This is a genomic window from Alloalcanivorax xenomutans (assembly GCF_900217905.1).
Classification (GTDB): Bacteria; Pseudomonadota; Gammaproteobacteria; order Pseudomonadales; family Alcanivoracaceae; genus Alloalcanivorax; species Alloalcanivorax xenomutans.
Genome location: NZ_OBMO01000012.1, coordinates 83,475 through 110,153, shown reverse-complemented (window position 1 = coordinate 110,153; position 26,679 = coordinate 83,475). Strand labels below are relative to the sequence as shown.

23 protein-coding genes are annotated in these 26,679 nt (G+C 62.7%); 10 read left to right on the top strand and 13 right to left on the bottom strand.

Annotated elements, in window-relative coordinates; all coding sequences use genetic code 11:
- Nucleotides 1–28: 28 nt before the first annotated feature.
- A complete protein-coding gene (locus CRO06_RS11325) occupies nucleotides 29–3,163 on the bottom strand; it encodes an error-prone DNA polymerase (protein ID WP_179746573.1) in 3,135 nt (1,044 codons plus the stop codon).
- 107 nt (nucleotides 3,164–3,270) lie between these two features.
- Here CRO06_RS11325 and CRO06_RS11320 point away from each other — a divergent pair, with 107 nt between their 5' ends.
- Nucleotides 3,271–3,855 (top strand): peroxidase-related enzyme, encoded by a 585-nt coding sequence (locus tag CRO06_RS11320; protein ID WP_022994249.1) that lies wholly within the window; start codon nucleotides 3,271–3,273, stop codon nucleotides 3,853–3,855.
- Nucleotides 3,856–3,868: 13 nt separating this feature from the next.
- Here the strand turns inward: CRO06_RS11320 and CRO06_RS11315 are convergent, their stop codons facing one another.
- Together CRO06_RS11315 and CRO06_RS20060 are read right to left on the bottom strand one after the other, a co-directional pair.
- Nucleotides 3,869–5,293, bottom strand: coding sequence for a Y-family DNA polymerase (locus tag CRO06_RS11315; protein ID WP_179746571.1), 1,425 nt, complete (start codon nucleotides 5,291–5,293; stop codon nucleotides 3,869–3,871).
- Complete coding sequence (locus CRO06_RS20060; RefSeq protein WP_158549043.1) at nucleotides 5,290–6,051, bottom strand: hypothetical protein; 762 nt, start codon at nucleotides 6,049–6,051, stop codon at nucleotides 5,290–5,292. Before CRO06_RS20060 ends, CRO06_RS11315 begins: the two co-directional genes overlap by 4 nt.
- A 143-nt stretch (nucleotides 6,052–6,194) precedes the next feature.
- On the opposite strand from CRO06_RS20060, the gene CRO06_RS11310 reads away from it, so the two are divergent.
- On the top strand, nucleotides 6,195–6,830 hold the full coding sequence (locus tag CRO06_RS11310; RefSeq protein WP_097058464.1) for a gluconate 2-dehydrogenase subunit 3 family protein: 636 nt from the start codon (nucleotides 6,195–6,197) through the stop codon (nucleotides 6,828–6,830).
- On the top strand, nucleotides 6,827–8,374 hold the full coding sequence (locus CRO06_RS11305; protein WP_097058463.1) for an FAD-dependent oxidoreductase: 1,548 nt from the start codon (nucleotides 6,827–6,829) through the stop codon (nucleotides 8,372–8,374). Before CRO06_RS11310 ends, CRO06_RS11305 begins: the two co-directional genes overlap by 4 nt.
- Here CRO06_RS11305 and CRO06_RS11300 read toward each other — a convergent pair.
- Complete coding sequence (locus CRO06_RS11300; protein WP_097058462.1) at nucleotides 8,355–8,876, bottom strand: hypothetical protein; 522 nt, start codon at nucleotides 8,874–8,876, stop codon at nucleotides 8,355–8,357. The genes CRO06_RS11305 and CRO06_RS11300 overlap by 20 nt on opposite strands.
- Before the next feature lie 114 nt (nucleotides 8,877–8,990).
- On the opposite strand from CRO06_RS11300, the gene CRO06_RS11295 reads away from it, so the two are divergent.
- Both CRO06_RS11295 and CRO06_RS11290 read left to right on the top strand, forming a co-directional pair.
- Nucleotides 8,991–9,422: an acyl-CoA thioesterase gene (locus tag CRO06_RS11295; protein ID WP_097058461.1), complete on the top strand. Its 432-nt coding sequence runs from the start codon at nucleotides 8,991–8,993 to the stop codon at nucleotides 9,420–9,422.
- 180 nt (nucleotides 9,423–9,602) lie between these two features.
- The gene (locus CRO06_RS11290) at nucleotides 9,603–10,049 is read left to right on the top strand and encodes a DUF3592 domain-containing protein (RefSeq protein ID WP_097058460.1); all 447 of its coding nucleotides are present in this window, start codon (nucleotides 9,603–9,605) and stop codon (nucleotides 10,047–10,049) included.
- A gap of 21 nt (nucleotides 10,050–10,070) precedes the next feature.
- On the opposite strand, the gene CRO06_RS11285 is transcribed toward CRO06_RS11290, so the two are convergent.
- The 7 genes from CRO06_RS11285 to CRO06_RS11255 form a co-directional block, all read right to left on the bottom strand.
- Nucleotides 10,071–11,285 (bottom strand): hypothetical protein, encoded by a 1,215-nt coding sequence (locus tag CRO06_RS11285; protein ID WP_143247739.1) that lies wholly within the window; start codon nucleotides 11,283–11,285, stop codon nucleotides 10,071–10,073.
- A 4-nt stretch (nucleotides 11,286–11,289) separates the two neighbouring features.
- The gene (locus tag CRO06_RS11280; protein WP_097058458.1) at nucleotides 11,290–13,257 is read right to left on the bottom strand and encodes an acetoacetate--CoA ligase; all 1,968 of its coding nucleotides are present in this window, start codon (nucleotides 13,255–13,257) and stop codon (nucleotides 11,290–11,292) included.
- Nucleotides 13,254–15,230, bottom strand: a complete 1,977-nt coding sequence (locus tag CRO06_RS11275) for an ATP-binding protein (protein WP_097058457.1) — start codon at nucleotides 15,228–15,230, stop codon at nucleotides 13,254–13,256. Before CRO06_RS11275 ends, CRO06_RS11280 begins: the two co-directional genes overlap by 4 nt.
- Nucleotides 15,231–15,311: 81 nt before the next feature.
- Nucleotides 15,312–16,091: an enoyl-CoA hydratase/isomerase family protein gene (locus tag CRO06_RS11270; RefSeq protein WP_022994238.1), complete on the bottom strand. Its 780-nt coding sequence runs from the start codon at nucleotides 16,089–16,091 to the stop codon at nucleotides 15,312–15,314.
- A gap of 2 nt (nucleotides 16,092–16,093) precedes the next feature.
- Nucleotides 16,094–17,704, bottom strand: a complete 1,611-nt coding sequence (locus tag CRO06_RS11265; protein WP_022994237.1) for a carboxyl transferase domain-containing protein — start codon at nucleotides 17,702–17,704, stop codon at nucleotides 16,094–16,096.
- A gap of 78 nt (nucleotides 17,705–17,782) precedes the next feature.
- Complete coding sequence (locus CRO06_RS11260) at nucleotides 17,783–18,946, bottom strand: isovaleryl-CoA dehydrogenase (RefSeq protein WP_022994236.1); 1,164 nt, start codon at nucleotides 18,944–18,946, stop codon at nucleotides 17,783–17,785.
- A complete protein-coding gene (locus CRO06_RS11255; RefSeq protein WP_022994235.1) occupies nucleotides 18,939–19,334 on the bottom strand; it encodes a MerR family transcriptional regulator in 396 nt (131 codons plus the stop codon). Before CRO06_RS11255 ends, CRO06_RS11260 begins: the two co-directional genes overlap by 8 nt.
- 140 nt (nucleotides 19,335–19,474) lie before the next feature.
- Here CRO06_RS11255 and CRO06_RS11250 point away from each other — a divergent pair, with 140 nt between their 5' ends.
- From CRO06_RS11250 to CRO06_RS11235, 4 genes are all read left to right on the top strand, one after another.
- Nucleotides 19,475–21,703: a response regulator gene (locus tag CRO06_RS11250; protein WP_097058456.1), complete on the top strand. Its 2,229-nt coding sequence runs from the start codon at nucleotides 19,475–19,477 to the stop codon at nucleotides 21,701–21,703.
- A gap of 2 nt (nucleotides 21,704–21,705) precedes the next feature.
- A complete protein-coding gene (locus CRO06_RS11245) occupies nucleotides 21,706–22,398 on the top strand; it encodes an NAD(P)H-binding protein (protein WP_022994233.1) in 693 nt (230 codons plus the stop codon).
- A 119-nt stretch (nucleotides 22,399–22,517) separates the two neighbouring features.
- Nucleotides 22,518–23,000, top strand: a complete 483-nt coding sequence (gene rraA, locus CRO06_RS11240; RefSeq protein ID WP_022994232.1) for a ribonuclease E activity regulator RraA — start codon at nucleotides 22,518–22,520, stop codon at nucleotides 22,998–23,000.
- 64 nt (nucleotides 23,001–23,064) lie between these two features.
- Nucleotides 23,065–23,472, top strand: coding sequence for a CBS domain-containing protein (locus CRO06_RS11235; RefSeq protein ID WP_244902814.1), 408 nt, complete (start codon nucleotides 23,065–23,067; stop codon nucleotides 23,470–23,472).
- A 52-nt stretch (nucleotides 23,473–23,524) separates the two neighbouring features.
- On the opposite strand, the gene CRO06_RS11230 is transcribed toward CRO06_RS11235, so the two are convergent.
- Together CRO06_RS11230 and CRO06_RS11225 are read right to left on the bottom strand one after the other, a co-directional pair.
- Nucleotides 23,525–24,505, bottom strand: a complete 981-nt coding sequence (locus CRO06_RS11230; RefSeq protein WP_022994230.1) for a malate dehydrogenase — start codon at nucleotides 24,503–24,505, stop codon at nucleotides 23,525–23,527.
- A 167-nt stretch (nucleotides 24,506–24,672) separates the two neighbouring features.
- Nucleotides 24,673–25,014, bottom strand: a complete 342-nt coding sequence (locus CRO06_RS11225; protein WP_063140041.1) for a hypothetical protein — start codon at nucleotides 25,012–25,014, stop codon at nucleotides 24,673–24,675.
- Nucleotides 25,015–25,138: 124 nt separating this feature from the next.
- Between CRO06_RS11225 and CRO06_RS11220 the strand changes: the two genes are divergently transcribed.
- Nucleotides 25,139–26,677 carry a carboxylesterase/lipase family protein gene (locus CRO06_RS11220; RefSeq protein ID WP_097058455.1) on the top strand — a complete coding sequence of 513 codons (1,539 nt, stop codon included), beginning with the start codon at nucleotides 25,139–25,141 and terminating at the stop codon, nucleotides 26,675–26,677.
- Nucleotides 26,678–26,679: the final 2 nt, after the last annotated feature.

Genomic DNA, 26,679 nt, shown 5'->3' with positions numbered 1-26,679 from the left:
CTTTGGGGCGGATACTCTTGCTGCCTCCTTAGCGAAAATCCCGCGACTTGATATTCAATTCCCGCAGCGCATCACCGGCGTCGATCAAGGCTCCCGCCATCAGGTGCACGATGCCTTCCGGACTGATTTCCAGAGTGCCTTTGACGATCACCAGAGGGCTGCGCAGCAGGGTTTTGCGGAACCGTTCCTGAATGGCATTCCAGATCACCACGTTGGTGTTGCCGGTCTCATCCTCCAGTGTCATGAACAGCGCGCCTTTGGCGGAGCCGGGTCTTTGCCGGTTGGTCACCAGCCCGGCGACCCGGATCAGTTGTCCCGGCCGGCCCCGCTTCAAGTCCCGTGCCCGGCGGCAGCCGCGAAAGCGAGGGAGATGGCGGACCAGGGCCATGGGATGCCGGCCCAGGGTCAGACCCAGGTGACGGTAATCCTGCAGCAGATCAGCGTGCTCCGAAGGGGCGTCGAGATAGACTCCGTCATGGTCCTTGCCGGCCCCGCGCTCCGTTTCAAGCAGTGGGCGCGGCGCTTCCAGTCCCTGGATTTCCCAGTGGCCCTGGTGGCGGTGGCCGCTGAGCGCGCGCAGTGCGTTACCGGCCACCAGCGCTTCCCGTTCCCGCTGATTAAGACGGGCCCGCCGACACAGATCACGCACGCTGCTGAAGGGGCGTTCGGCGCGGGCTTGTACCAGGCGCTCGGCGGCTTCCGGATTGAACCCTTTCAACTGACGAAATCCCAGCCGCAAGGCTGGCTGTACCCCGAGCTTTTGTCTTTGTGTCTCTTCCAGAGTGTGGTCCCAGTGGCTGTGCCGTACGTCCAGAGGGCGCAGTTCAATGGCGTGGCGGCGCGCATCCTGGAGAATTTGCGAGGGACTGTAAAAGCCCATCGGCAGGCTGTTGAGCAAGCCGCAGTAAAAGGCGCTGGTGTGATGGCGTTTGAGCCAGGCGGACACATACACCAGCAGGGCGAAACTGGCGGAGTGGGATTCCGGAAAACCGTAGCCGCCGAAGCCCTTCATTTGCTCGAACAGGCGCTGGGCATAGTCCTCGCTGTAGCCGTTGGCGCGCATGCCCTGGATCACCTTGTCCTGGAACTGCATCAGTTCGCCGCTCTTGCCCCAGCGGGCCATGGCCCGGCGTAACTGATCCGCCTCGCCGCCGGAGAATTTCGCCGCCACCATGACCAGCTGGATCACCTGCTCCTGGAAGATGGGGATACCCAGGGTGCGTTTCAGTACCGCTTCCACTTTCGGGTCCGGGTAATCGGGTTCTTCCAGGCCATCGCGGCGGCGCAAATAGGGATGCACCATGTCGCCCTGAATCGGGCCGGGGCGGACGATGGCCACCTCGATCACCAGATCGTAGAACTTGCGTGGCCGCAGCCGTGGCAGCATGTTCATCTGCGCCCGGGACTCCACCTGAAAAACCCCCAGACTGTTGCCCTTGCAGAGCATGTCGTAGGTGGCGGGATCCTCGGTGGGGATATCCTGCATGATCAGCGGCCGGCCGCGATAGTGGCTGACCAGATCCAGGGTTTTGCGGATCGCGGTGAGCATGCCCAGGGCCAGTACGTCCACCTTCATCAGCCCCAGAGCTTCCAGATCGTCCTTGTCCCATTGAATCACGGTGCGATCGGCCATGGCGGCGTTTTCCACCGGCACCAGCGTGGGCACCGGATCGCGGGTAATGACGAAACCACCCACATGCTGGGACAGATGCCGGGGAAAGCCGACCAGTTCAAACACCAGCGCCCGGTACTGCCGTCCCAGGGCGGTATCACCCAGACCCACTTCACGGAACCGCTCCTGCAGATCGGCGGGTTTGTCCCACCAGGCCAGATTGGCGCTGAGCCGCTCGATGATCGACAGATCCACGCCCAGCGCCCGGCCCACGTCGCGCACCGCCGAGCGGGTGCGGTAATGGATCACGGTAGCGGCCAGGGCGGCGCGGTCCCGGCCATATTTGCGGTACAGGTACTGCATCACCTCCTCGCGGCGCTCGTGCTCGAAGTCCACGTCGATGTCCGGTGGCTCCCGCCGTTCCTTGGAAATGAAGCGCTCGAACAGAAGCTGGCTGCGGTCGGGGTCCACTTCGGTGACGCCGAGGCAGTAACACACCGCGGAATTGGCGGCGGAACCGCGTCCCTGGCAAAGAATGCCCTGGCCACGGGCGAAGGCGACGATGTCGTGGACGGTGAGAAAGTAATGGGCGTATTCCAGTTCGCGGATCAGCGCCAGCTCCCGCTCCAGCAGGGCCTGTACGGAGGCGGGTACGCCATCGGGATAACGTCGCGCGGCGCCTTGATGGGTGAGGGCGGCCAGATAATCGTCGGCGTTCTGACCCGGCGGCACGACTTCTTCCGGATACTGGTAGCGGATGTCGTCCAGCTTGAACTCGCACTGATCGGCGATCCAGGCCGCCTCGCGAAGCAAGGGCTCTGGATAAATACCGGCCAGGGTCTCCAGCGAACGCAGGTGCCGCTGATCATTCTGGAACCGGCGACGGCCCAACTCGTACACCGAAGTGTTCAGCCGCAGAGCGGTGAGGACATCCTGCAGCCTTTGCCGCTCGGCGCGATGATAATGCACATCGTTGGCGGCGCTCATGGCCAGATCGAAACGTTGCGCCAAGGCCAGACAATATTGATAGTGCAGGGCGTCGTTACGATCCTGCAGCAGTTCGCAGGCAAGCCAGAAGCGATCGCCGAAATGGGCCTGGAGCAAGGAGGCATGATGGGGATCGCGGCCATCGCCGGCGGGGAACCACAGACACAGGGCATGGCGCTCCAGCCGTGTCAGATCCCGCCAGTGCAGTTGGTATTTTCCTTTTTCCGCCCGTCGCCGTCCCTGGGTGATCAAGGTGGCGATTTCACCGTAGGCACGCCGGTTCCTGGCCAGTAATACCAGATGCAGAGCGCCTTGATCGGTTTCCAGGTGGAAAGCGCTGCCAATGATCAGTTTCAGGGCGGTGCCGCTGCCGTCCCGCAATGCCTTGTGCGCCCGCCAGGCCCGCACTACTCCGGCCAGGGAGGCGTCATCGGTGATCGCCAGAGCCCGGTAGCCCAGTTCGTGGGCACGTTGCACCAATTCTTCCGGCTGGCTGGCGCCGGTGAGAAAGCTGAAGGCGCTGGTGCAGTGTAGTTCGGCGAAGGGCAGGGCGTCCGGGGTCATGGGTGACTCCCCGGCACCTCTCGGTCCCGCCGTCGAGGGATGGACATCAACCTGACGTTAACGTTAACTGGAGTACTCGTTTCATTCGTTTGCCTTGGGATACCACCATGACTCTGAATAACAAACGCTTTCCCATACCGGAAAGTCTGGACAACCTGCCGGAAGACATTCGCGAGGTGATTCTTGGCGTGCAGGAAAAAGCCGGCTTCGTGCCCAACGTGTTTCTCATGCTGGCCCGCCGTCCGGCGGAATTTCGAGCTTTTTTCGCCTATCACGATGCTCTCATGGAACGCGAGTCCGACACCCTGAGCAAAGCGGAAAAGGAAATGATCGTGGTCGCCACCAGTGCCCGGAATCACTGTCTGTACTGTGTGGTGGCCCATGGCGCTTTGCTGCGGATCTACAGCAAGAATCCGTTGGTGGCGGATCAAGTGGCGATCAACCACCGCACCGCGCCGATCAGCGAGCGTCATCGGGTGATGCTGGATTTCGCGTTTCATCTGGCGCTGGAACAGGGGGAGATGAACGATCAATGGGAGGCCCGCCTGGCGGAAGTGGGCTTCACCACCGAGGACATGTGGGATATTGGCGCCATCGCCGCGTTTTTCGGCATGTCCAATCGCATGGTCAATCTCACCGGAACACCGCCCAACGAGGAGTTCTACCTGATGGGACGGGTGCCACGGCAATAAAGGGAACAGGGCATCAGAAGAAACCATGCAGCCACCACTGCTGCCGGGCATCCTGGAACAGCCAGCAACATTCCCCCTGGGGATGATGCGCCAGCCGATAGTGGCGGGGCATCGTTCCCCGCCAGGGCTGGCTGAAACGCTCCTGTTGCGGAAACAGCCGCAGAGGCTGTCCCCGCCACACCGGCACCCCGTTGTCCTGGTGCAGTCTCAGCGGCGATTCCAATAACCACAAGGGGCGGTCCTGATCCGCCTGATCCTGTTCAGGCTCCCGTGGTTTCACGCCGAACGGCGGCTGACGGCATTCGCTGTATTCCGGCAGGTGGTCATCGGCCAGAGCCGGGCGATAAAGCGCCAGCCCCGGAGTGTCCACCAGCTTTTCCAGCAGGCCGCTCAGCGGAGCGCGGGCTCCGGGCTCCGGAAACAGGGCGGCAAGGCCGGGGTTCAATGGCCGTGGCCGGCTGGTATCCAAACCCAGTCCCAGCACCGCGCCGTCCAGAGGCTGGTGCTCCAGGCGCCGCAGGCTCAGATCGAGCCAGCCGGCGGCGTCATGGGCTGGCCGGGCCCGGCGCACCAGCAGGGTGTGCCGTTCGCGATTGTCCAGACGCAAATGCCAGCGTATCGCCAGCACCTGCTCCTGATAGCGCCTCAGGTGTTGTTCCATCTGTTCAAGCAGCGCCGCCATGGGGATTTTGAGCAGGGCCTGATCGTTTATCGGATCATCGAATTGCTGTTGTTCCCGGAATGGTGTTGGGGCGGGAATCGCCCGGCGCACGTCCGCTTTCTCTCCGAGCAGGCGTTGCAGCCAGTCCAGAAAGGAAGTGCCGAATCGTTTGCCGAGCGCGGCCCGCGGCAGTGCGAACAGGTCGCCGAGGGTCTGAAAGCCAGGGGCCCGCAGACGTTCTTTCACGGCGTCTTCCAGGGCCAGGGTGTCGATCGGCAAGGTCGCCAGCCAGGCCTGGAACCGGCTGCGTTCCGGCAGGTGTTCAAGAGTAGGCAGCTCGGTGAGATGCCACGCCGCCAGCGGCGTGGGACCAAGGCCCAGATGGCTGGTTAGCGGGCAGTGCAGGCGGTATTGGTCCACTCGTGACAGCAATCCACTGAAACCGCCGAACAGGCTCAGGCAGCCGCCGACTTCCAGCAGCAGGGTATGGGGCGGCGCCAGGCACACTTGTGGCGTCATGGCCAGCAAGTGACGGGCCTCCCGCAGCAAAGCCCGTTCCTCCCGCTGGGGATTGGCTTGTTGCACCTGGAGGTCGTCGCATAAAGCACGGGCCGTGCCCAGGCGTAATCCGGCGCTCACTCCGGCGCCACGGGCGGCGGCATTGGCCAGGGTGATCCGTTGCTGCCGCACCAGTACACGGGGCTCGGGGCTGGGGCCATCCACGGCTTCCAGAGCCAGCAAGGGAAAATGCAGGGCCAGCCACAAAGGGGGATTCATGGATGGACCTCCGATGTTGGCGCCGGCAGCGCCAGCGGAGAGGGCGCCGTCGCGGTCTCCGGGCGACGGGTCCGGGTGGCCATGGTGGCGCAGGGCGGTGGGGGGTGGCGCAGGTGCTCGGGCAGCACCACCAACCGGCATTGCTGACCGTGGCGGCCACCGGGCTGCTTGCCAACGGTGACGCTCAGTTCGCCGGGCTGATCGACGTCCAGCAACAGACGCAGGGGCGCCGGGCTGGGCTGTTTCGAGGCCCGTCGCGGGCGCACCAGCAGAAACAGACAACGGCCCTGCTGCGCGGCCATGTGCAGGCGGCGCAGAGTCCCGGTGGGCAGGGCACCTCCCGGTGCCCACAACACCAGGCTGTCCAGAGTATCGCTGGAGGCGGCTTCCAGGCAGGCACGCAACAGCGTGGAGCGTTCCCGGGCCTGTAGCACCAGGATTTGCTCCAGCGGCAACCCGGCCCGCTTCAAGGCGGTGGCGGAAGGCCGGGCCGGGGGGTTGGCAATGATGCGGGCGCCGTCCTCTCGGCGACGCAACAGGGGCAACAGCAAGTGCAGCAATGACGGACAGGGCAGTGGACAGAGCAGTTCCACCAGCCCCTGGTTGGGCCAGCCACCTTGCCAGAGCAGGCGGTCCAGGGCCGGGAAACCGGTGTGCCGGCGTTCTTCGCGGGCCGCTCCCCGGCCGGGGCCTTGCCAGGTGTCCTGGCGACGAAGCAGTTGTTGCAGGGCGTCCATATTCTCGTTGAAACCGGCCATGAAGGTCTATTCGGGATACTGTTCTTATGTACAGTATCCCGGTGTGCCGATCGGGTCAATCCGTCCGCCGTTTGGTATACATGTTGTCTCCCTCTCCGGGGCTGACTATGTTGGGAGCTTGATTCCCTTCCGTGAGTGCGACCATGACACAACAATACAGCGCCCCGCCGGGGCCGGAATGGCTGCAACAGGGCTTGGCGCGCCGCCGTTTTCTCCAATGGACGCTGGCCGCCAGTGCCGTGATGGCGGGTGTCGCCGCGGGCGGATTTTTCTGGTTGCGCCGCTCCCCCCTGGACCAGCGGCGGATACCGGATTGGGCCGGCGAACTGAGTGCTCGGGAATTTCTGCTGTTCGATCGTTGCCGGCGGGTGCTATTGCCCACCGAAGGGCGGGACCTGCCGGATACCGAAACCGTGCCGGTGGTGGCCAACGTGCAGCGCACACTGTCGTTGCTGGCGCCGGCACCGCGCCAGCAACTGTCGCAGGGACTGGGATTGTTCGATAACGCCGCGGTGTTCCGCCATGGCCGCCGCTTTGTCGATCTCGACGACGAAACGGCGCGGGATTATTTCGATCGCTGGGGGCGGGGGCTGGTGTTGCAACGAACCCTGGCCACGGTGATCAAGCAACTGGTGTACAGCGCTTATTGGCGCGACGAACGTACCTGGCCGGCTCTGGAATTCGACGGTCCGGTTTCGGATCGCTGGGGATTGGCGTATCTGGGGAACGCGCCGATGCCGGAGGACGATGGGGATGTACAGACGGGGATACCGGAATGACAACGGCACTTTGGCGGGACTCCGGTCTGGCGGTCACTCAGGCGAAGGACATCCGTGAGCCGCGAATGGATTTGCAGGCGGATGTGGTGGTGGTCGGCTCCGGCGCTGGCGGTGCCGTGGTGGCCTATGAACTGGCACGGCGCGGCAAACGGGTACTGGTGCTGGAAGCGGGGCCCTATGTGCCGTCGCGGGATTTCAGCGAACGCTTCCCGGAGGCCATGGAGCAGCTTTATCAGGATCACGGAGGTCAGACTAATCGCAGTGGCGATCTGCTGATCCTGCAGGGGGCCTGCGTCGGTGGCTCCACCGTGGTCAATGCGGGCGTCTGTTTCCGTACCCCGGACTTCATCCTGCGCGACTGGCGGCGGGATTTCGGACTCACCGGTCTCACCAGCGACAGCATGAGGCCCTATTTCGAGCGGGTGGAAAAACACCTGGGCGTGCATGAAAACGGTGAACATGAGATTGCCGCCCATGCCCGTCTGATCCAGACCGGTGCCGACAAGCTGGGCTGGTCGGTGAAGCCGTTCCAGCGCAATATCCGCGATTGCGCGCTCACCGAGCACTGCCTGTCCGGCTGCAAGACCGAGCGCAAGCAATCCATGCTGGTCAGTTATCTGCCCTGGGCGGTGGCCCACGGCGCGCGCATTTTCTCCGACACCCGCGTCACCGGGATTCTCTCCGATAATGGTCGCGCCACCGGCGTCCGTGCCCAGGTCACCGGCATCGATGGTGAACCGGTGGCAGAGATGACGGTGACGGCGCCACGGGTGGTGCTGGCCGCCGGGGCGGTACAAACGCCGCTGTTGTTGTTGCGCAGCGAATTGGCCAATGGCTCCGATCAGGTCGGGCGCCACTTCGCCTGCCATCCGTCGCTGTACGTCAGCGCCCGTTATCCGCAACCGGTGCACGCCTGGCGCGGTGCCATGCTCGGGGTCTACGTGGACCAATTCATGGCCCCGGAGGACGGCGGTTTCGTGCTTGAGGACGGTGGTGCCGGGATCGTGGAACTGTCGATGACGGCGGAGCCGGGCACCGGCGCGCCGTTCATGGATTTCATGGGAGAGGCCCGTTATCTGGCCGGGCTGGTGACCCTGATTCACGATCACAATGTGGGCCGGGTGCACTGGGACGGGGACAATAAGGTCATCGATTACCAACTGGACGATATTGACTTCCCGTCCATGAAGAAGGCGCTGAAAGCCGCGGCACGCCTGCATCTGGCCGCCGGGGCGGAGCAGGTCCATGTGCCCACCAGTGAACCGCTGATAATACGTCGGGAAACGGACATCGATCCGATGGTGGAGGGCCTGGAGAACCAGCCGCACCATCTGCGCATGGTCAGCTATCACCCCCAGGGCAGTTGCCGCATGGGCGCGGATCCTGCTACCAGCGTAGTGGCGGAAAGTGGAGAAACCCATGAAGTGTCCGGGCTCTACATCGCCGATGCCAGCCTGCTGCCGACCTCGATCATCGTCAATCCGCAGATCACGGTTTACGCTCTGGCAACCCGCATCGCCGAGGCTATTGCTGCATCAGCCTGACGCGGTGCACGGTGCCGGGCACTTTATAGTCGAGAACGTCCTGTTCCCGGAGCATGCACACGCCATGTCGGGGGTTGAGGCGGCACCAGCGGGTCTGGTCGCCGCCGCCGGGCACCACACTGAAACGGGTGGCGTAACCGCTTTCCTCATTCAGGCCCACCCACAGCTGGTTGAAACGCCAGCCGCATAAAGGGTCATCGAAGCGGTCCAGATAGACCGTCATGCGATAATTCAATCCTTGCGGTTCCAACGGCACATCGGTGCCCACCTGACGCAGGGGACACTCCGGTTTGCTGGGCACATACAAGGCTTCCACCCGCACCTCGCTGGCCGGCAGCGCCGGTTCGATATCCAAGAGATAAAACCAGGTCTGGGCGGGGGCGGTGTTCAGTTTCGGAGTATGGGGGGCAACGGTGACACAGGCGCCGAGCAGGGCGCTCAGTGTCAGCGGCAGGATGATGCGGAGGCCGGAACGAACGGTGGAGGAAGCGGCGCTTTCCATGGCTTTCCCTGTGCGATGATCGTGACAACGCGGTGACGTAAAGATCTTGAATGGGCTGTTAGGCTATCATTGCCATTCGCGGCTGTCGCGCCGCAAATCCACACAGGAGAAACCATGACTGACGCGAACACACGTCCGCCGCGGGACGCTTTTGGTTACCTTTGCCCCCTGGATACCCGTTGGTCCGACAACGATCTGTACGGCCATGTCAATAACGTCACCTACTACAGCTACTTCGATTCCACCATCAACCGCTACCTGATCGAGCAGGGCGGTCTGGATATTCATCAGGGTGATGTGATCGCCTATGTGGTCAGCTCCGGCTGTGAGTATTTCGAGGCGGCGGCTTATCCGGAGTCCCTGGCGGTGGGCATGCGCGTGGACAAACTGGGTAACAGCTCGGTGCGTTATGGCCTGGCGGTGTTCGGCGCCGAGGGCGCGGCCAAGGCCCTGGGCCATGTGGTGCATGTGTTCGTCAATCGTGAAAGCGGCCGCCCCGTGCCGATTCCGGAACCGCTGCGTAAAGCGCTGGAAAAGCTGGCGTAAGAGGCTGGACGGGAAGGGGCAGGGAGCCTCTTGCCAAGGAAGGAGAGCCGGGGGGCAGCGAATGGACGTGCAGGTAGGCCAGTGTATCGCACAATGAGCGGACTGATCCGCCATTATGGGGCAAGCAGAGGTTCATGGACCGGGTTTGATTATGCCTGACGGGATAAGGATGTGACGTTGATGAGAGCGAGAAAGCTGGGAAGCGCGCTGTTCAAGCTGCTGTTCGCGCTGGTATGCGTGGTGTTAGTGGTTCATCAAACGGGGGAATGGATTGAACTGTCGCGTCACGGACGGCAGGTGACGGGCACGGTGATGGACTATCGGCTGTGGACGCATGGGCGGTTCGAAAGGTACGAAAGTCACCGGCACACTGTCGAGTACGCGGGCCATAAAAAGCAGTTCGATCTGCCTGAACCACTGGTCGAGGGAACGCCGGTAACCGTGCTTTATTCGGTCAGGGAACCGGACGTGGCCAGGGCAAGAACGGCGACAGCGCCGGCGCCGCTGTGGCGTTACATATTGCACAGCGATGACGATGGGGCCTGGGTGATCTTGTTGTTCGTCGGCATGGCCCTGGCTGGTGGGTACTGGGGGACGCAGGAACTGCTGTCGCTACGGCGGCGCTGATTGTCCCCGAATGGCCCGGTATCACGGCGAGGCGGAAGAGAACCACAGTTCGGCGATGACGTAATATTCCTGCCCGAAGGGCAGATCCTGTAGTAAAAAGCCCACTTCCGGCTCCTGGCCGGGAAACCGTTCCGGCGGATCGGGCCGCTGCCTATCATCCTCGTAAATAAACCGTACCGGTGTGTCGAAACCGTCCAGAAAGCGTAATCGGGCGCGCAGGGCAAAGCCCTTTCCGGTATCAAACCATAGGGTGTTGTCCCGTGGCACTGTGCTGCCACGCATGGCCTGCTCCGCGTCACTGAGCACACCGTCCACCACCGCCTCCCGTGCTCCCATCCAACTGGTACGCAGGCGCGCGCCCTGCAACCGATAGCCGTCCACGGTGATGCGGGCGCTGGGTTCACGCAACACGGTGGCGGCCACGGCCGGCAGGGTAAAGCGGCTGTGTACCACCACGCTGTCGGCGCCGATGATGAAATAGTTATGCACGGTGAGCACACGCAATCCCGCTACCCGTACCCGGGTGGTGGCGTATACCAGCGTCGCCAGCGGGCCGGTCATGACCTGCCGGATCACCGGGTCCAGGTTGTCGTTGTCCAGAGTGACCCGCGCGTTACGTAACAACAGGCCTGCGCTGAGTCTCAACTTCAGGCCATCCAGTAAGGTGCCTTCACCGTTCCAGCCTTGATAAGTGAAATCACCCCAGCGGAATAGATTGTCGTCAACAAAGGCGAGCCGGAAGCGGTCGCCCCTGATCGCCAAGGGCGCGTGTTCGAGCGTGGCCGCCGGGGCGAAAGTGGCGCGGGACCGGGCTCGCAGGACATAGAAAACGCCGTCGCCGTGGGCAATGGGCAGCGTGGCAAGCACCTCCGCCGGCAAGGGCATGGGATGAACCTCTCCGGCGTCCCCGGAGCGCAACAGCAAACGGTCTCCGGCGGCGACCCGGTCTACCGGAATATCCCGGCGCGCGTCATGATCTTCCTGGAAATAGGGTTGATGGCCCAGGGTCCAGGGCAGCCACTGATGCCGCACTTCATGAAAAGCGCCGTCCCGGTAGTGGACCAGCATCAACTGATCCCGGGCCGCTCCAATCAGTGGACTGTGTTCATCGATGGGTAGAGTAAGCAGGGCGGCGTGGGCGGGAAGGGAGAAAAGAAATAACAGCAGGCAAGCCAGCCCGCGCCGCCCGCATTGCCCACATAAAAACAGCAACGCGGACGGCGTGGAGGCTGGCAACGGCTTATTCCGCCAGTTCCGGCCGGTTGGCGAAATGCGCCAGCGCATCCGGATTGGCCAGGGCGTTGCGGTTGCGGACTTCGCGTCCATGGACGATGTCCCTGACCGCCAGTTCCACGATCTTGCCACTGACCGTGCGGGGAATCTCCGGCACTTCCAGGATCACCGCCGGCACATGGCGCGGGCTGGCGCCGTCGCGAATGGTCTGGCGAAGAGTTTGTTTGAGATCGTCATCCAGGACCGCGTCCCCGGCCATCACCACGAACAGCACCACGCGCACATCGCCCTGCCATTGCTGGCCGATCACCACCGCCTCGCGAATCTGTGGCAGGGTTTCCACCTGGCGGTAGATCTCGGCGGTGCCGATGCGTACGCCGCCGGGGTTGAGCACGGCGTCGGAGCGGCCATGGATGATCAGGCCGTCGTGACCTTCGTGGGCAACGGTTTCGGCATAGTCGCCATGGGCCCAGATGTCCATGCCAAGGGAGGCGAAACGCTCGAAGTAAGCATCCTGGAAACGCTGGCCGTCCGGGTCGTTCCAGAACGCCACCGGACAGCATGGGAACGGCGTGCGGCACACCAGCTCGCCTTTTTCTCCGCTGACCGCCTGGCCGTCGTCGTCGAACACCGCCACATCCATGCCCAGCCCCAGACACTGCAGTTCACCGCGATGGACCGGCAGCATGGGGTTGCCGAGCGCGAAGGTGGAGATGATGTCGGTGCCGCCGGAAATCGAGCTGACCAGCAAATCCGGTTTCACTTTCTGGTAGAGGAAATCATAACTTTCGTGAAGTAACGGAGAGCCGGTGGAATACAGTACCCGCAAGGTTTCCAGACTATGGCTCTTGATCGGTTCAATGCCGGCCTTTTCCACCGCCTGCACGAATTTGGCGCTGGTGCCGAAGTGGGTGACGCCCTCGGTGTCGATCAGATCGAACAGCCGGGAAGCGTCCGGGTAGGCCGGGTTACCGTCGTACAACACCAGGGTGGCGCCGCTCTGCAGACCGCCCACCAGCCAGTTCCACATCATCCAGCCGCAGGTGGTGAAGTAGAACAATACGTCATCGGCGCCCAGGTCACCGTGCAGCCGGTGCTCCTTGGCATGCTGGATCAGCGTGCCGCCGGCGCCATGGACGATGCACTTGGGGGCGCCGGTGGTGCCGGAGGAATAGAGAATGTACAGCGGATGGTCAAAGGGCAGGGCGGCAAATGCCGGCGCCGGCCCGGCGGCGTCCAGCCACTCACTCCAGGGCAGGGCCGCATGCACATTGCTGGCCTTGCCGCGGCCGGGAATCACCACCAGCAATTCCGGTTTCAGTTGTTCGCGCAGGGTTTGCAGGCGCTCGCCCAGGGCGATCCACTTGCCGTTGTACTGATAGCCGTCGCAGGCGAACAGCACCTTCGGTTCGATCTGGCCGAAACGGTCGAGCACGCCCTGGACGCCGAAATCCGGAGAGCAGGACGACCAGATCGCGCCAATCCAGGCGGCACCGAGCGCGGCGATGATGGTCTCGATGCGGTTGGGCATATAGCCGGCCACCCGGTCGCCGGGACGCACGCCAGCATCGTGCAACTGAGCCGCCACCTGGCCGGCGGCCACGCGCAATTCGCTGTAGCTGATTTGGTGCCGCTGGCCGGCCTCGTCCACGCTGATCAGAGCGGTGTGATCGTCATGACGGGGCAACAGATTTTCCGCTGCATTCAGGCGGGCCTGGGGAAACCAGCGGTGGTCGCGGAAGCGTTCGGCCCGCTCCAGCACCTCGGCGCCTTTTTCACCTTGCAGTGCGGAGAAGTCCCAAACCAGATTCCAGAACGCTTCCGGTTCGTTCACCGACCATTGGTGCAGGGCGCGATAGTCCGGCAGGGGCAGGCCGGACAGGGCACGGGCTTGCTGCCAGAAACGGTTCAGCGCACTGTGTTGCAGGCGCTGTTGATCCGGTTGCCAAAGCGGTTGTTGATCAAGGGTTGTCATTCTTGCTCCACTTCAAACTCCACCAGCAAGGTGCCCTCGCTGACACTATCACCGGCGCCCACGTTGAAACCATGAACGATGCCGTTGCCGCCGGCGCGCAGGGTGTGCTCCATCTTCATGGCTTCCAGTGTAATCACCGCGTCACCGGCGGCAACGCGGTCACCGGGGTTCACATGCAGGGCGACGATGGTGCCGCTCATGGGGGCGGTGAAATCGCCGTGTCCGGCATCGTGCCCGCTTTCCCGCGCCGGATGCAGGTCTACCGCATAGTCCTGACCGGCCACGAACAACCACAACCGTTCTCCTTGGTCGACGAAGCGTCCGGAAAAGGTCATATCGCCAATGGCCACATCGTCAACGAGTGTGCCGCCATCGATGCCGAGATGGAAGCGCCCGCCATCGCTGTGGAACTGGAAGGGCAGAGGGACGCCGTTCACGCTGGCCTGATTGTCCTCAAGGATCACGATCAGATTCTCGTCCAGCACTTTGAGCGGCACCAGAGTCTGGCGCCGGCCTAACGGCCGCCAGCCGTTCAAGGCCTGCCAGGGATCGCTGCCGGTTGCCGGCCGTTGTACCACCAGCGCCGCGGCGGCCACCGCCAGAGCCGGTACCGGCACGCTCACCGGTTCCAGCAAATCCGGATGTTTCTCCAGCAGGCGGGTGTCCAGCTCCGCCTGGCTGAACGGCTCGCTGCTCAGCACCCGGTGCAGAAAGGCACCGTTATGGTGAATGCCACCGAGCATCAGGTTTTCCAGGCCGAGCACCAGACGGCGGCGGGCCTGTTCCCGGTCGGCACCGTGGCAGATCAGCTTGGCGATCATCGGATCATAGTGATCACTGACCGTGTCGCCGGCCTCGAAGCCGGCGTCCACCCGCACGCCTTCCGGCCACACCAGGGGCTGCAGAGTGCCGGAAGAAGGCAGGAAATGCTGATAGGGGTTTTCCGCGTAGAGACGCACTTCCATGGCGGCACCGTGCCGCTGGATCTGGTCCTGGCGTTTCGGCAGCGCGCGCCCTTCGGCCACAGCGATCTGCCAGGCCACCAGATCCTCGCCGGTGATCATCTCGGTAACCGGATGCTCCACTTGCAAGCGGGTGTTCATCTCCATGAAGAAGAACTCGCCGTTGGGCGCCAACAGAAATTCCACGGTGCCGGCGCCGACATAGTCGATGGCGCGGGCGGCCTGCACCGCCGCTTCGCCGAGCCGTTCACGCAGCGCCTCGTCCAGCCCCGGGGCGGGAGCCTCCTCGATGATTTTCTGGTGACGGCGCTGTACCGAGCAGTCCCGCTCGAACAGATGCACGGCGTTGCCGTGTTGGTCGGCGAACACCTGCACTTCCACGTGACGGGCGGTGGGCAGGTAGCGTTCCAGCAGCACCCGGTCGTCGCCGAAGGCGCCGCTGGCCTCGCGGCGAGCGGAGGCCAGCGCTTCGTCGAAGCGATCCGCGCTTTCCACCACGCGCATGCCTTTGCCGCCGCCGCCGGCCACCGCTTTGATCAGCAATGGGAAACCGACCCGTTCCGCTTCGCTCGCCAGAGTGGCATCGTCGGCGCTTTCCTGATCGAATCCGGGCAGCACCGGCACTTTGTTTTCACTCATTAACTGCCGGGCGGCGGCCTTGTCACCCATCACCCGGATGGCGTTGGCGCCGGGGCCGATGAAGATCAGGCCGGCCTCGTCGCAGGCGGCGGCGAACCCGGTGTTCTCCGACAAAAAGCCGTAACCGGGGTGCACCGCCTGGGCGCCGGTGGCGCGGGCGGCGTCGATCACCTTACCGATATCCAGATAACTGTCCCGGGCCGGCGCCGGCCCGAGACAAACGGACTGATCCGCTTCACGGACATGGGGCAGCTCGGCGTCGGCTTCGGAATAGACCGCCACGGTACGGATACCTTGTTCGCGACAGGTTCGGATAATGCGGCGGGCGATCTCTCCGCGGTTGGCGATCAGCAGTGTGGTGATGTTGGTCATTCTTATATCAGCCCTTTCATGGATCTGTTTATGACACTCCCGGGATTCGACAACCCCCGGGGTTCCGTGGTCACCAACGAATCAGGAGGCGCTCCAGGCCGGCGCGCGTTTTTCGAGGAAGGCGGCGAGCCCTTCCTGGCCCTCGTCTCCGGTGCGCAGGCGGGCGATCAGTTCGGCGGTGTAACCGATCAAGTCCTCGGCCAGTGGCTGCTCGTCGCTGCGCCGTACCAGATCGCGGGCCTCCAGCTGAGCTCCCGGAGCACCTTTCAAGAGGGCGTCAACCAATGTCTCCACGGTGGTATCGAGCTGATCCTCGGCCACCACTTCATGGACGATGCCCAGTTCCCTGGCGCGCGGCGCGGCGATTACTTCGGCGGTCATGAAGTAGCGGCGTGCCTGACGGGGGCCCAGCGCGCGTACCACATAAGGGGCGATTACCGCGGGCAGAATGCCGAGCTTGACCTCGCTCAGACAGAAGCGCGCGTTGTCCGCCGCCACCGCCATATCGGCGGCGCAAATCAATCCCAGCGCGCCACCGAAGGCCGCGCCCTGGACCCGGGCTATGACCGGCTTGCCGGCCTGATCGATGCGCGCCATCAGCGCTGCCAGCCTTAACGCATCGCGCTGATTCTCTTCATGGTCCAGTTGGCCCATGGCTCGCATCCAATTGAGATCGGCACCGGCGGAGAAGTGTTTGCCGGCGGCATCGAGCACGATGACTCGGGCCTGGTCGTCGGCACCGGCCCGGTCGAAAGCGTCGATCAGGGACTCGATGACGGTGTTGTCGAAAGCGTTGCTTTTTTCCGGCCGGTTCAGGGTGATGCGGGCCACCGGCGCTTGCAGGGTCAGTTCTACACTCATGATTACATCCGGAATACGCCGTAGCGGGTGTCTTCAATGGGAGCGTTGAGGCTGGCGGACAGCGCCAGCCCCAACACGTCGCGGGTGTCCACCGGGTCGATGACGCCGTCGTCCCAGAGCCGGGCGCTGGCGTACCAGGGCGTGGCCATGGACTCATATTGAGCGGTCATCTCTTCCTGGAAGGCTTGCGCCTGTTCCTCGCTCCAGCTCTCGCCTTTCTTTTTCAGCGAAGCCACCTTGACCTGTGTAAGCACGCTGGCGGCCTGTTCGCCGCCCATCACCGAGATGCGGGCATTGGGCCACATGAACATGAAGCGTGGGTCGTAGGCACGGCCACACATGCCGTAGTTGCCGGCGCCGAAACTGCCGCCGGTGATCACGGTGAATTTCGGTACCCGGGCGCAGGCCACCGCATTGACCATCTTGGCGCCGTGCTTGGCGATTCCTTCCGCTTCGTATTTCTTGCCGACCATGAAGCCGGTGATGTTCTGCAGAAACAACAACGGAATCTTGCGTTGGTTGCACAGCTCGACGAAGTGAGCGCCTTTCAGCGCCGACTCGGAATAGAGCACGCCATCGTTGGCGAGAATGCCCACCGGTATGCCATGAATACGGGCGAAGCCGGTGACCAGAGTGGTGCCGTAGCTGGCCTTGAACTCGTCCAGTTCGGAACCGTCGACGATGCGCGCGATCAACTCCCGGGCCGGCATCGGCGAGCGGGTGGTGGGCGGGATCAGTCCGTAGAGTTCCTGGGGATCATAGGCCGGCGCGCGGCTTTCGCGAATGTCGAGTTGCTCCGGTTTGCGCCAGTTGAGCCGGGCAATGCAACGCCGCGCCAGATCCAGCGCGTGGGGTTCGTCCTCGGCCAGGTGATCGGCGACGCCGGATTGCTCGGCGTGCAGCGCGGCGCCGCCCAGCTCCTCGGCGCTCACTACCTCGCCGGTGGCGGCCTTGACCAGCGGCGGGCCGGCCAGAAACACGGTGGAATGATTACGCACCATGATCACTTCGTCGGCCATGGCCGGCACATAGGCGCCGCCGGCGGTGCAGGAACCCAGCACCACGCTGATTTGCGGGATGCCGCTGGCGGACATGTTGGCCATGTTGAAGAAGATGCGGCCGAAGTGATCCCGGTCCGGGAACACCTCGTCCTGGCGCGGCAGATTGGCGCCGCCGGAATCCACCAGATAGACACAGGGCAAGCGGTTTTCCGCGGCAATGGCCTGACAGCGCAGGTGCTTCTTCACCGTCAGCGGATAATAGCTACCCCCTTTCACGGTGGGATCGTTGGCGACGATCATGCATTCCACGCCGCTGATACGGCCGATGCCGCCAACACAGCCGGCGGCGGGAACGTCCTCACCGGGGTAAACCCCGTCGGCGGCCAGCGCGGACAGCTCCAGGAAGGGGGAACCGGGGTCCAGCAAGTACTGGATGCGTTCCCGCACCGGCAGCTTGCCTCTTTCCCGTAATCGAGTCTCCGCCGCTTCACCGCCGCCGTGGGCGATGTGCGCGAGCTTTTCCCGCAACTCCCCGCGCAGCTTCAGATTGTGCTCGCGGTATTGGTCAAACTCCGGCGCGCTCTTATTAAGATGACTGATGATTTTGGGCATATGCGATCCTCGGAAGAATCGCGGCTGGTGAGCCGCTCCGGCGGTAAAAGAACAGTGTGGGAGCGGGCGGCCGCGATATCAGGCGCTCTCGTTGAACAATTCCCGGCCGATCAACATGCGGCGGATTTCGCTGGTGCCGGCGCCGATTTCATAAAGCTTGGCATCGCGCAGCAAACGACCGGTGGGGTATTCATTGATATAGCCATTGCCGCCGAGACACTGAATGGCGTCGAGAGCCATCTTGGTGGCGTTCTCCGCGCAATACAAAATGACACCGGCGGCGTCCTTGCGGGTGGTCTGGCCGGCATCGCAGCAACGGGCCACCTGATAAAGATAGGCGCGGCTGGCATTGAGGGTGACGTACATGTCGGCGAGTTTGCCCTGCATCAACTGGAATTCGCCGATGGCCTTGCCGAACTGCTTGCGTTCATGCACGTAGGGTACCACCACATCCAGACAGGCCTGCATGATGCCGGTGGAACCGCCGGAGAGCACGGTACGTTCATAATCCAGGCCGCTCATCAAAACGCGAACGCCTTCGTTCAGTTTGCCGAGGATGTTCTCCTCCGGCACTTCGCAGTTCTCGAACACCAGCTCGCAGGTATTGGAGCCGCGCATGCCCAGCTTGTCGAGCTTCTGTGCGCGTGAGAAACCGGGGAAATCCCGTTCCACCAGGAAAGCGGTGATGCCGCGCGGTCCGGCGTTGATATCAGTTTTGGCGTAGATCACATAGGTGTTGGCGTCCGGCCCGTTGGTGATCCACATCTTGTTGCCGTTGAGGACGTAACGGTCACCTTTCTTCTCCGCGCGCAGGCTCATGCTCACCACGTCGGAGCCGGCGCCGGGCTCGCTCATGGCGAGGGCGCCAATATGCTCACCGCTCACCAGCTTGGGCAGGTATTTGGCTTTTTGCGCTTCGTTACCATTGAGAAAAATCTGGTTCACGCAGAGATTGGAATGGGCGCCGTAGGACAGGCCAATGGACGCGGAGGCGCGGGAAATCTCTTCCATCACCAGGGTATGGGCCAGATAACCCAGGCCGGCACCGCCATACTCCTCGGAAACAGTGATGCCAAGCACACCGAGATCACCGAGTTTTTTCCATAGTTCATTGGGGAACAGATTGTCGCTGTCCACCTGGGCGGCAATGGGCGCGATTTCGCGCCGGGCAAAGGCGCGCACGCTGTCGCGCAGGGCATTCAGGGTTTCGTCGAAGTGAAAGTCCAATCCACCGTCAAACATTATTGTTCTCCAATTGCATCATGGCCTCACGGGCCCGTTGTTCAGCCTCATCCATTTCCTGCTGCATGGCCTGGATGTCCTTGAGTTGCTGCTCGAGCATGGCCCGCTTTTCGGCGATTTTGTCGAGCAGGGCCTGTAATTGATGGCGGTTGTCCCCGGCGGGGATGTACAGCTGGATCAGCTCGCGGGACTCGGCCAGGGACAACCCCAGACGCTTCCCGCGCAAAATCAGTTTGAGCGCGACGCGGTCGGAAGGTAGATAGATCCGGGTCTGACCGCGCCGTTGTGGGTGCAGCAGGCCCTGATCCTCATAAAAGCGGATGGTGCGCGTAGTGATCTGGAATTCGCGGGCCAACTCGCCGATGCTGTAGGTCTTTTGTGTTGTCATGGTGGCAGCATAGGGGAAGTTTACGTAAACGTAAAGATGCTGTGAGTGCCTGATGGCGAACCTTCTTTGACGCGCGCGTCATTACGGTTGAATTTAATGACGGCAAGGCCTAACTTACGCCTGATCCGTATGTCGGCAGAATGACGGTGATATACAGAAAAGATCGCAAGGTCCTCAAGCGAGTGGATTACGGGGCCGCCAAGAACTCCCTGATGGGGGTGTTGGCGGCCCTTCTGGTTTATGCCCTGGTGACGGCCTGGGGCGGGGTATACCGGGCCTACGAACTGGAAACATTGATCGCCGGCGGCGCTGTGGTGTTGGTCACGGCCTTCCGATTGTGGCTGATCGCCCGGTTCGACGCTCTGTACGGCGCCGGTCCGGCGCGCTGGCGCAAGCTGTTCGGCGCCGGGCTGATTCTGCACGCCCTGGTCTGGGGCGTGATGCCGGTGTGGCTGCTGTGGCGCACCGGCGCCGGCTTCAACTTCTTCGTGGTTATTCTCTATAACGTTGGTGTCACCACCGCCCTGGGCAGTTCCTGGATGGCGGGATTGCGCGTGCGCCAGCTCTATATCGTGCTGATGTTCGTGCCGATCCTGCTCGGACTGTTTTTCTATGGCGGCATGAAAGAGTGGCTGCTGGTGGTCCTGGTCGGTGCCTACACCTTCTATTTATTCCGTCTTTACCGGGGCCAGTATGAACTGTTCTGGCACGCGGTGACCCGTGAACGGCGCGGCGAACAGCATGACCGGCGGCGGGATCATCATGCCGGTACCGACATCCAATTGAGTCTGGTCTACCGCCTGGCCCATGAGTTGCGCACACCGATGAACTCGGTGATGGGCATGATGTCGCTGCTGGAAGAAACCAAACTTTCCGATGAGCAGCGTGAATATCTGCAAGCGGCGGGGCAGAGCGGAAAACTGATGCTGGCGCTGATCGACGACGTGCTGGATTACTCCCGTATCCTCACCGGCCGCATCGTGCTCAGCCCGGACTATTTCGATCTGCGTGGCACCCTGGAACAGGCATTGGAAGCGTTCGGTCCCATGGCGCAGAGCAAGGGGCTGGAATTGTCCGCGGTAGTGGATCGCATGCTGCCCCGGCGGGTCCGTGGCGACCGTGACCGTTTCATGCAGGTGCTGACCAACCTGCTCAGTAACGCGGTGAAGTTCAGCGACAAAGGCGAGATCCGCCTGGACGTGGATTTCACCGAAGAAAGCGACAATGAAGGCGTGCTGCGCGTCAGAGTCAGCGACCAGGGCAGAGGCATGGATACCGATACGCTGCGCACCCTGTTCCAGGATCACTTCCTGGACGGCGCCCAGGACGCCTTCGCCGCCAAGCACATCGGTTTCGGTTTGCTGGTATGCAAGGGGCTCACCGAGGCCATGGGCGGCTCTATTGGGGCGGAAAGCGTGGAAGGCGAGGGCGCCACTTTCTGGTTCACGGTTCGCCTTGGCATGCAGACCAACATGAATGAGCCGCAGAAACTGCTGAGCGCCATGGACGGTTTGCAGGCGCTGGTGGTGGGTAGCGCGGGCGGTGCGCTGGCCGGTTTGCAGGAAGAATTCGAGGCACTCGGCTGCCAGTGTCAGGGTGCCCGGGATTATGACCATGCGTTGCAGGCGTTACGGGCCGGACAGCGCGAACAATCCGAATTCCATTTGTTACTGGTGGACACCCGGGAACGGCAGGAACTGGCCCTGAACTTGTGCCACAACGTGCTGGTGGATCCGGCCCTGAGACCGGTCAAACTGATTCTGATGTGCACCATCGAGGAACGGGCCCAGCCAGCGATCCAGCGTCTGGTGGAGCGCCACGGCCTGGTGGTGCTGGTGAAGCCGGTGCATCGCAGCGTGCTGCGCGGGGCTCTGGAGCGTCTGCTGGGAGTGCCAAGGGCGGTGCCGGTACGGGATCTGCCGCTGGAAAACGCGGAAGCTCTGGAGCGCCGCAGACATTTCCGATTGCTGTTGGTGGAAGACAACGAGGTCAACCAACTGGTCACCAAGGGCATGCTGGCGAAGCTGGGATATCAGGTAAAGACCTTCAGCAACGCACCGGCGGCGTTGTCCTTGTTGCAACGCGAGACCTATGACCTGGTGTTGATGGATTGCATGTTGCCGGGCATGGACGGGTTCGAGGCGACCAGGGTGATGCGCGAAAGTGAACGCCAGGAAGGCCGTCCGCGCACGCCGATCATCGCGATTACCGCCAACACCGCCGAGGGCGTTCAGGCCCGCTGTCTTGCCGCTGGAATGGATGACTTTCTCGCCAAACCGGTGCATCTTGAAGAGATGGAAACGGTATTGCGCCGCTGGCTGCCGCTGGGATCGGCGAGCGACGATCATGAAGAAGGCGAAGGAGAATAATAATGACCCGACGTGCTCTGGTGCTGGGCGCCACCGGGCTGGTGGGCCGGCACTGTCTGAGGCTGCTGCTGGGCTGCAAGGCCTATGATGAAGTGCGGGTGCTGACCCGGCGTGAGGTGGAGGTGGAACACCCCCGCCTGCGGGAAAAAGTCATTGATCCGGAGCAGTTGGAGCAGGAAGGCGATTTCTTCAAGGTGGATGACGTGTTCTGCTGTTTGGGCACCACAATGAAAGAGGCCGGCTCCCGGGAAGCCTTTGAACATGTGGACCATGAATTGGTGGTGCGCTGCGGGCACATGGCCAAGCAAGCCGGTGTGCAGCGTTTCATGGTGGTATCCACGGTCAACGCCAATGCCCGCTCCTCGTTTTTCTATGCGCGGGTAAAAGGGCGCATGGAACAGGATCTGGAGGCGCTTGGCCTGCCGCTGCTGGCCTTGATTCAGCCGTCCTTGCTGCGTGGCTATCGGCGGGAGAAGCGGCTGGCGGAAGACGTGGGCAACCTGATTTCCCGGCTGCTGGAACCGGTGACCCGCTGGACCGACGCGCATTGGTTGCCGGTGCCGGCGGAACGGGTGGCGCAGGCCATGGTGGGCATGGCCCTGATGGGGCCGGACACCGGCGTCTACCGGGTGCGGTACCGGGATTTTCAGGTGTTCGCCGGTAAATTCCAGGGCCAGTTCCCGGCTTTGGCCTGACCTTACAGTGGCGGGAAATTAAGGTAAAACACGCGCGGCTTCGGCCGCGCGTCTCGTCTTGTTAATTGTTGATTCGCCCGCTGGTGGTTCCGCCGCCGCGGGCCTGACAAGGAGTGAATATGACGTTCGTAACCTGCGATCTGTGTGACGAGCATGCCGACAAAGTGTCCGTGGTCACCGGGCTCAACTGGTTCAGCTACGGTGGCCGCCAGGCGTTTGGCGGCGAGATCGTAACGGTAAAGTGTTTCGAGGATAACTCCCGTGTGAAGGAGCATCTGGCCACCGACGGTAAAGGCAAGGTGCTGGTGGTGGACGGCGGCGGCAGCCTGCGCAATGCCCTGATCGGCGACATGATCGCTGAAAACGCGGTGAGCAATGGCTGGGAAGGCGTGATCATTTACGGCGCCTGCCGTGACGTGCGGGAACTGGCCAAACTGGACCTCGGCGTGGTCACCCTGGGGTGTGTGCCGATCAAATCGGTGCGCCGCGGTGAAGGTCAGTTGAACATCGATGTTACCTTCGGCGGCGTTACTTTCCGTCCTGGTGATTTCGTCTACGCCGACGCCAATGGCGTGATCAGTTCCACCGAAGCACTGCTGTGAATTGAGACCGCCCAGGGGGGGAGGAGGTCGTCTTTATCAAGGGAATGAAATCATGTGGAAAACAATGAAAGTAACGGACTACATGAAATGGGGTCCGCTTACGCTGGATCCGGGTGTCTCCCTGTTCGATGCCATGGGGCTGCTGTTGGAAAATCGTATTTCCGGGGCGCCGGTGGTGGAGCGGGGGAGGCTGGTGGGGATGTTCTCTGAATCCGATTGTTTGCGCGGCATGCTCGAAGCCCGTTACCACGGTATCGATATCGGTGTGGTGGCGGATTATATGAGCCGTGAATTACAGGTGCTGCCGGCCCAGACCACGGTATTGGAGGCGATGGAAGTTTTCCTGCGCCATCATCGGCGCCGTCTCCCGGTGGTGGAGAACGGAAAACTCGTAGGACAAATCAGCCGGCACGATATTCTGCGTGCCATGATGGAGATGGCCGCGGAGAACGGCATCGTGTCGGAAGCGTGATGACCGGTTAACCGGGCCCGCGAGCGCGGGTCCGGTTAACACCGGAAGGCGATTACGGCAGCAGGTGGCTTACCGCGTCGCGCTCTTCGGCCAGTTCCTGCTCGGTGGCCTGCATCTTGGCTTTGGAGAACTCGTTGTTTTCCAGGCCCTGGACGATGCTCCAGTCGCCATCCTTGCAGGTGCAGGGGAAGGAGTAGATCAGGCCTTCCTGGATACCATAGGAACCGTCGCTGTAGATCCCCATGGAAACCCAGTCGCCTTCATCGGTGCCCAGCGCCCAGGAGCGCATGTGGTCGATGGCGGCGTTGGCGGCGGAAGCGGCGGAGGAAGCACCCCGGGCCTTGATGATGGCGGCGCCACGCTGCTGCACGGTGGGGATGTAGTCCGCTTCGTACCAGTCCTGCTCGATCTGATCGATGGCCACTTTACCGTCCACTTCGCAGTGATGCAGATCCGGGTACTGGGTGGAGGAGTGGTTGCCCCAGATGGTCATCTTTTTCACGTCGTTGACGGTCTTGCCCAGTTTGTTGGCCAGCTGCGCCATGGCACGGTTGTGGTCCAGACGGGTCATGGCGGTGAACTGACGCGGGTCGATGTCCGGCGCGTTACGCTGGGCGATCAGAGCGTTGGTGTTGGCCGGGTTACCCACCACCAGCACTTTGATACCTTTGCTGGCGTTGTCGTTGATGGCTTTGCCTTGGGCGGAGAAGATCGCCGCGTTGGCTTCCAGCAGGTCCTTACGCTCCATGCCCGGGCCACGGGGACGGGCACCTACCAGCAGGGCGTAGTCGGCGTCCTTGAAGGCCACATTGGCGTCGTCGGTTTGCACGATACCGGCCACCAGCGGGAAGGCGCAGTCTTCCAGTTCCATCACCACCCCTTTCAGGGCTTCCAGAGCGGGGGTGATTTCCAGCAGTTGCAGGATTACCGGCTGATCCTTGCCGAGCATGTCGCCGGAAGCGATGCGGAACAGCAGGGAGTAGCTGATTTGGCCAGCGGCGCCAGTCACCGCCACGCGTACAGGTGCTTTCATGAAGGTCTCCTAGATCGTGGGGAGATGAAGTCGGCGCGCATTATAGAGGACCGCGCCGCCAAGCGCACGGACGGAAGGAAAAGAGGGAGGCAAAGAAAGGGGCGATGCGAAAAGACATCGCGGTCCTCTTCCTCGTGGAAAAGGGCCGCGATGCTTTTTCCGGTGGATCAGCCGGCGGCTTTCTGCTCGCGGGCCATTTTGTTGACCTTGCGGCTGATGCGGTCCAGCTTTTTGCCCAGCGCGTCCATTTCGTCGCGAGTGGGCAGGCCAAGCACATGGGCCAGATTGGCACGCCAGTCCTGCGGGACCACGGCCTTGGCTTTGTCGCCAGCCTTGCCGCGCAGCGCTTCACCGGTTTCCACCAGCTCATTCAGCAGGCGCTCGCCGTTTTCGGTAATCCGATTCACGATTCCCCGGGCGGCTTTGTTAAGCTTGTCCGTTGTGGCGGACAGGCGCGTGCGCAAGCCGGTGGCTTCGGTTTGGGCTTCTGCTACGTCATGTTCACTCATTGAATGGCTCCTGTGCCAAGTCGTAAGCGTCGTGATAACGGCTACAAGTGTACGTTGAGTACATGCGGGGCTCTTTTTTTCTGTCGAACAATTCGACAACCAGCCAAATGCTAAGGAGAACAAGGTGGCGAATGAACAGACCGTGACCCTGTCGCAGGGCCGCTATCAGGGCGTACCGGGGGAGGGTGTCCACGAATTCCGCGGCGTGCCTTATGCATTGCCACCGCTGGGCGAGCGCCGTTTCAAAGCGCCCCAGCCGCTGCCCGACAGTGATCAGGTACAGCGGGCCGATCGCTATCCGCTGCCTTCCTTGCAGCGCCGCAACCCGCTGATGGGCGTGGAGGAATCCGGCGAGGATTGCCTGTATCTGAATATCTGGGTTCCCGAAGGCGAGGGGCCCTTTCCGGTGATGCTGTGGTATCACGGTGGCGGCTACACCGCCGGATCGGTTTCGCAGATGTTGTATAACGGCGCCGAGCTGGCCCGGAATGGCAAGGTGGTGGTGGTCAACGCCGCCTATCGGCTGGGCGCCCATGGTTTCGCCGATTTCGCCTCGGTGCTGCCGGAAGCGGACAGCAACCTGGGGTTGCGCGATCAAATCGCCGCCCTGGAATGGGTGAATCGTCACATCGAGGCGTTCGGCGGCCGGGCTGACCAGGTGACCATTTTCGGTGAATCCGCCGGTGGTTTCAGTGTCGCCTCGCTGATGGCGGCGCCACGGGCGCGGCCACTGTTCCAGCGCGCCATCATCCAGTCCGGTGGCGCCGATTTCGTGCTATCGCCGGAGGAGTCGCGGCGCGTCACCGAGGCGTTCCTGGCGGCGCTACCCGGCGAGGGTGATGTCGCCGACCGTTTGCGGCAGGCCGACGGTGAAGCCTGGCTGTCGGCCCAGGGGGAGGCCCTGCGTACGTCGGTGGCGCGGGGATTGCGGGATTCCACTCCCCAGTTCGGGATGAATTTCCTGCCGATGGTGGACGGTGACCTGCTGCCGCGGGTTCCGGTCCAGGCCATGGCCGATGGTGCCTGCGCGGATATCGAGCTGCTCGCCGGGGTGTGCCGGGACGAGTGGAACTTCTTTCAATATTCCGGGCCGTTGGCCGGCTTCCCAACGGTGGAGCAGATGCGCGCCATGGACGATGCCGAGATTCTGCGCCGCTTCGAACGTGCCGCGCCGGGCAACGGCCAGCGCCTGTTCGACTACTACCGCGCCCACGTTACCCCGCACCCGCAGCGCAGCAACATGGACTGGTTCTCCGCCATGGAGAGCGACCGTCTTTTCCGGGTGCCGACGTTGCGTTTGCTGGACGCTCAGGCTGCCCGGCAGCCGCGCACCTGGGGGTTCCAGTTCACCTGGCCGAGCACCCAGTTCGGCATCCCCATGGGGGCCTGTCACGTGGTCGACGTGCCGTTCGTGTTTGGCATTACCGATACGCCGGTGGGGCAGTACTTCACCGGTGGCGGCGAACAGCCGAAACAGCTGGCCCGCCGGGTACAACAGGTGTGGAGCGACTTTGCCCACGGCCGTGGCGCTGACTGGGCCGCCTGGAGCGAAAGCCGCCGGGTGCACCAGTTCGGGCCCGGCGACAGTGAAACCGAGCTGCTGGACCAGGAAGGCGAAGCCCTGTGGGAGAGGGTTATTCCGCGCCCGGAGACTGCAAAATGATC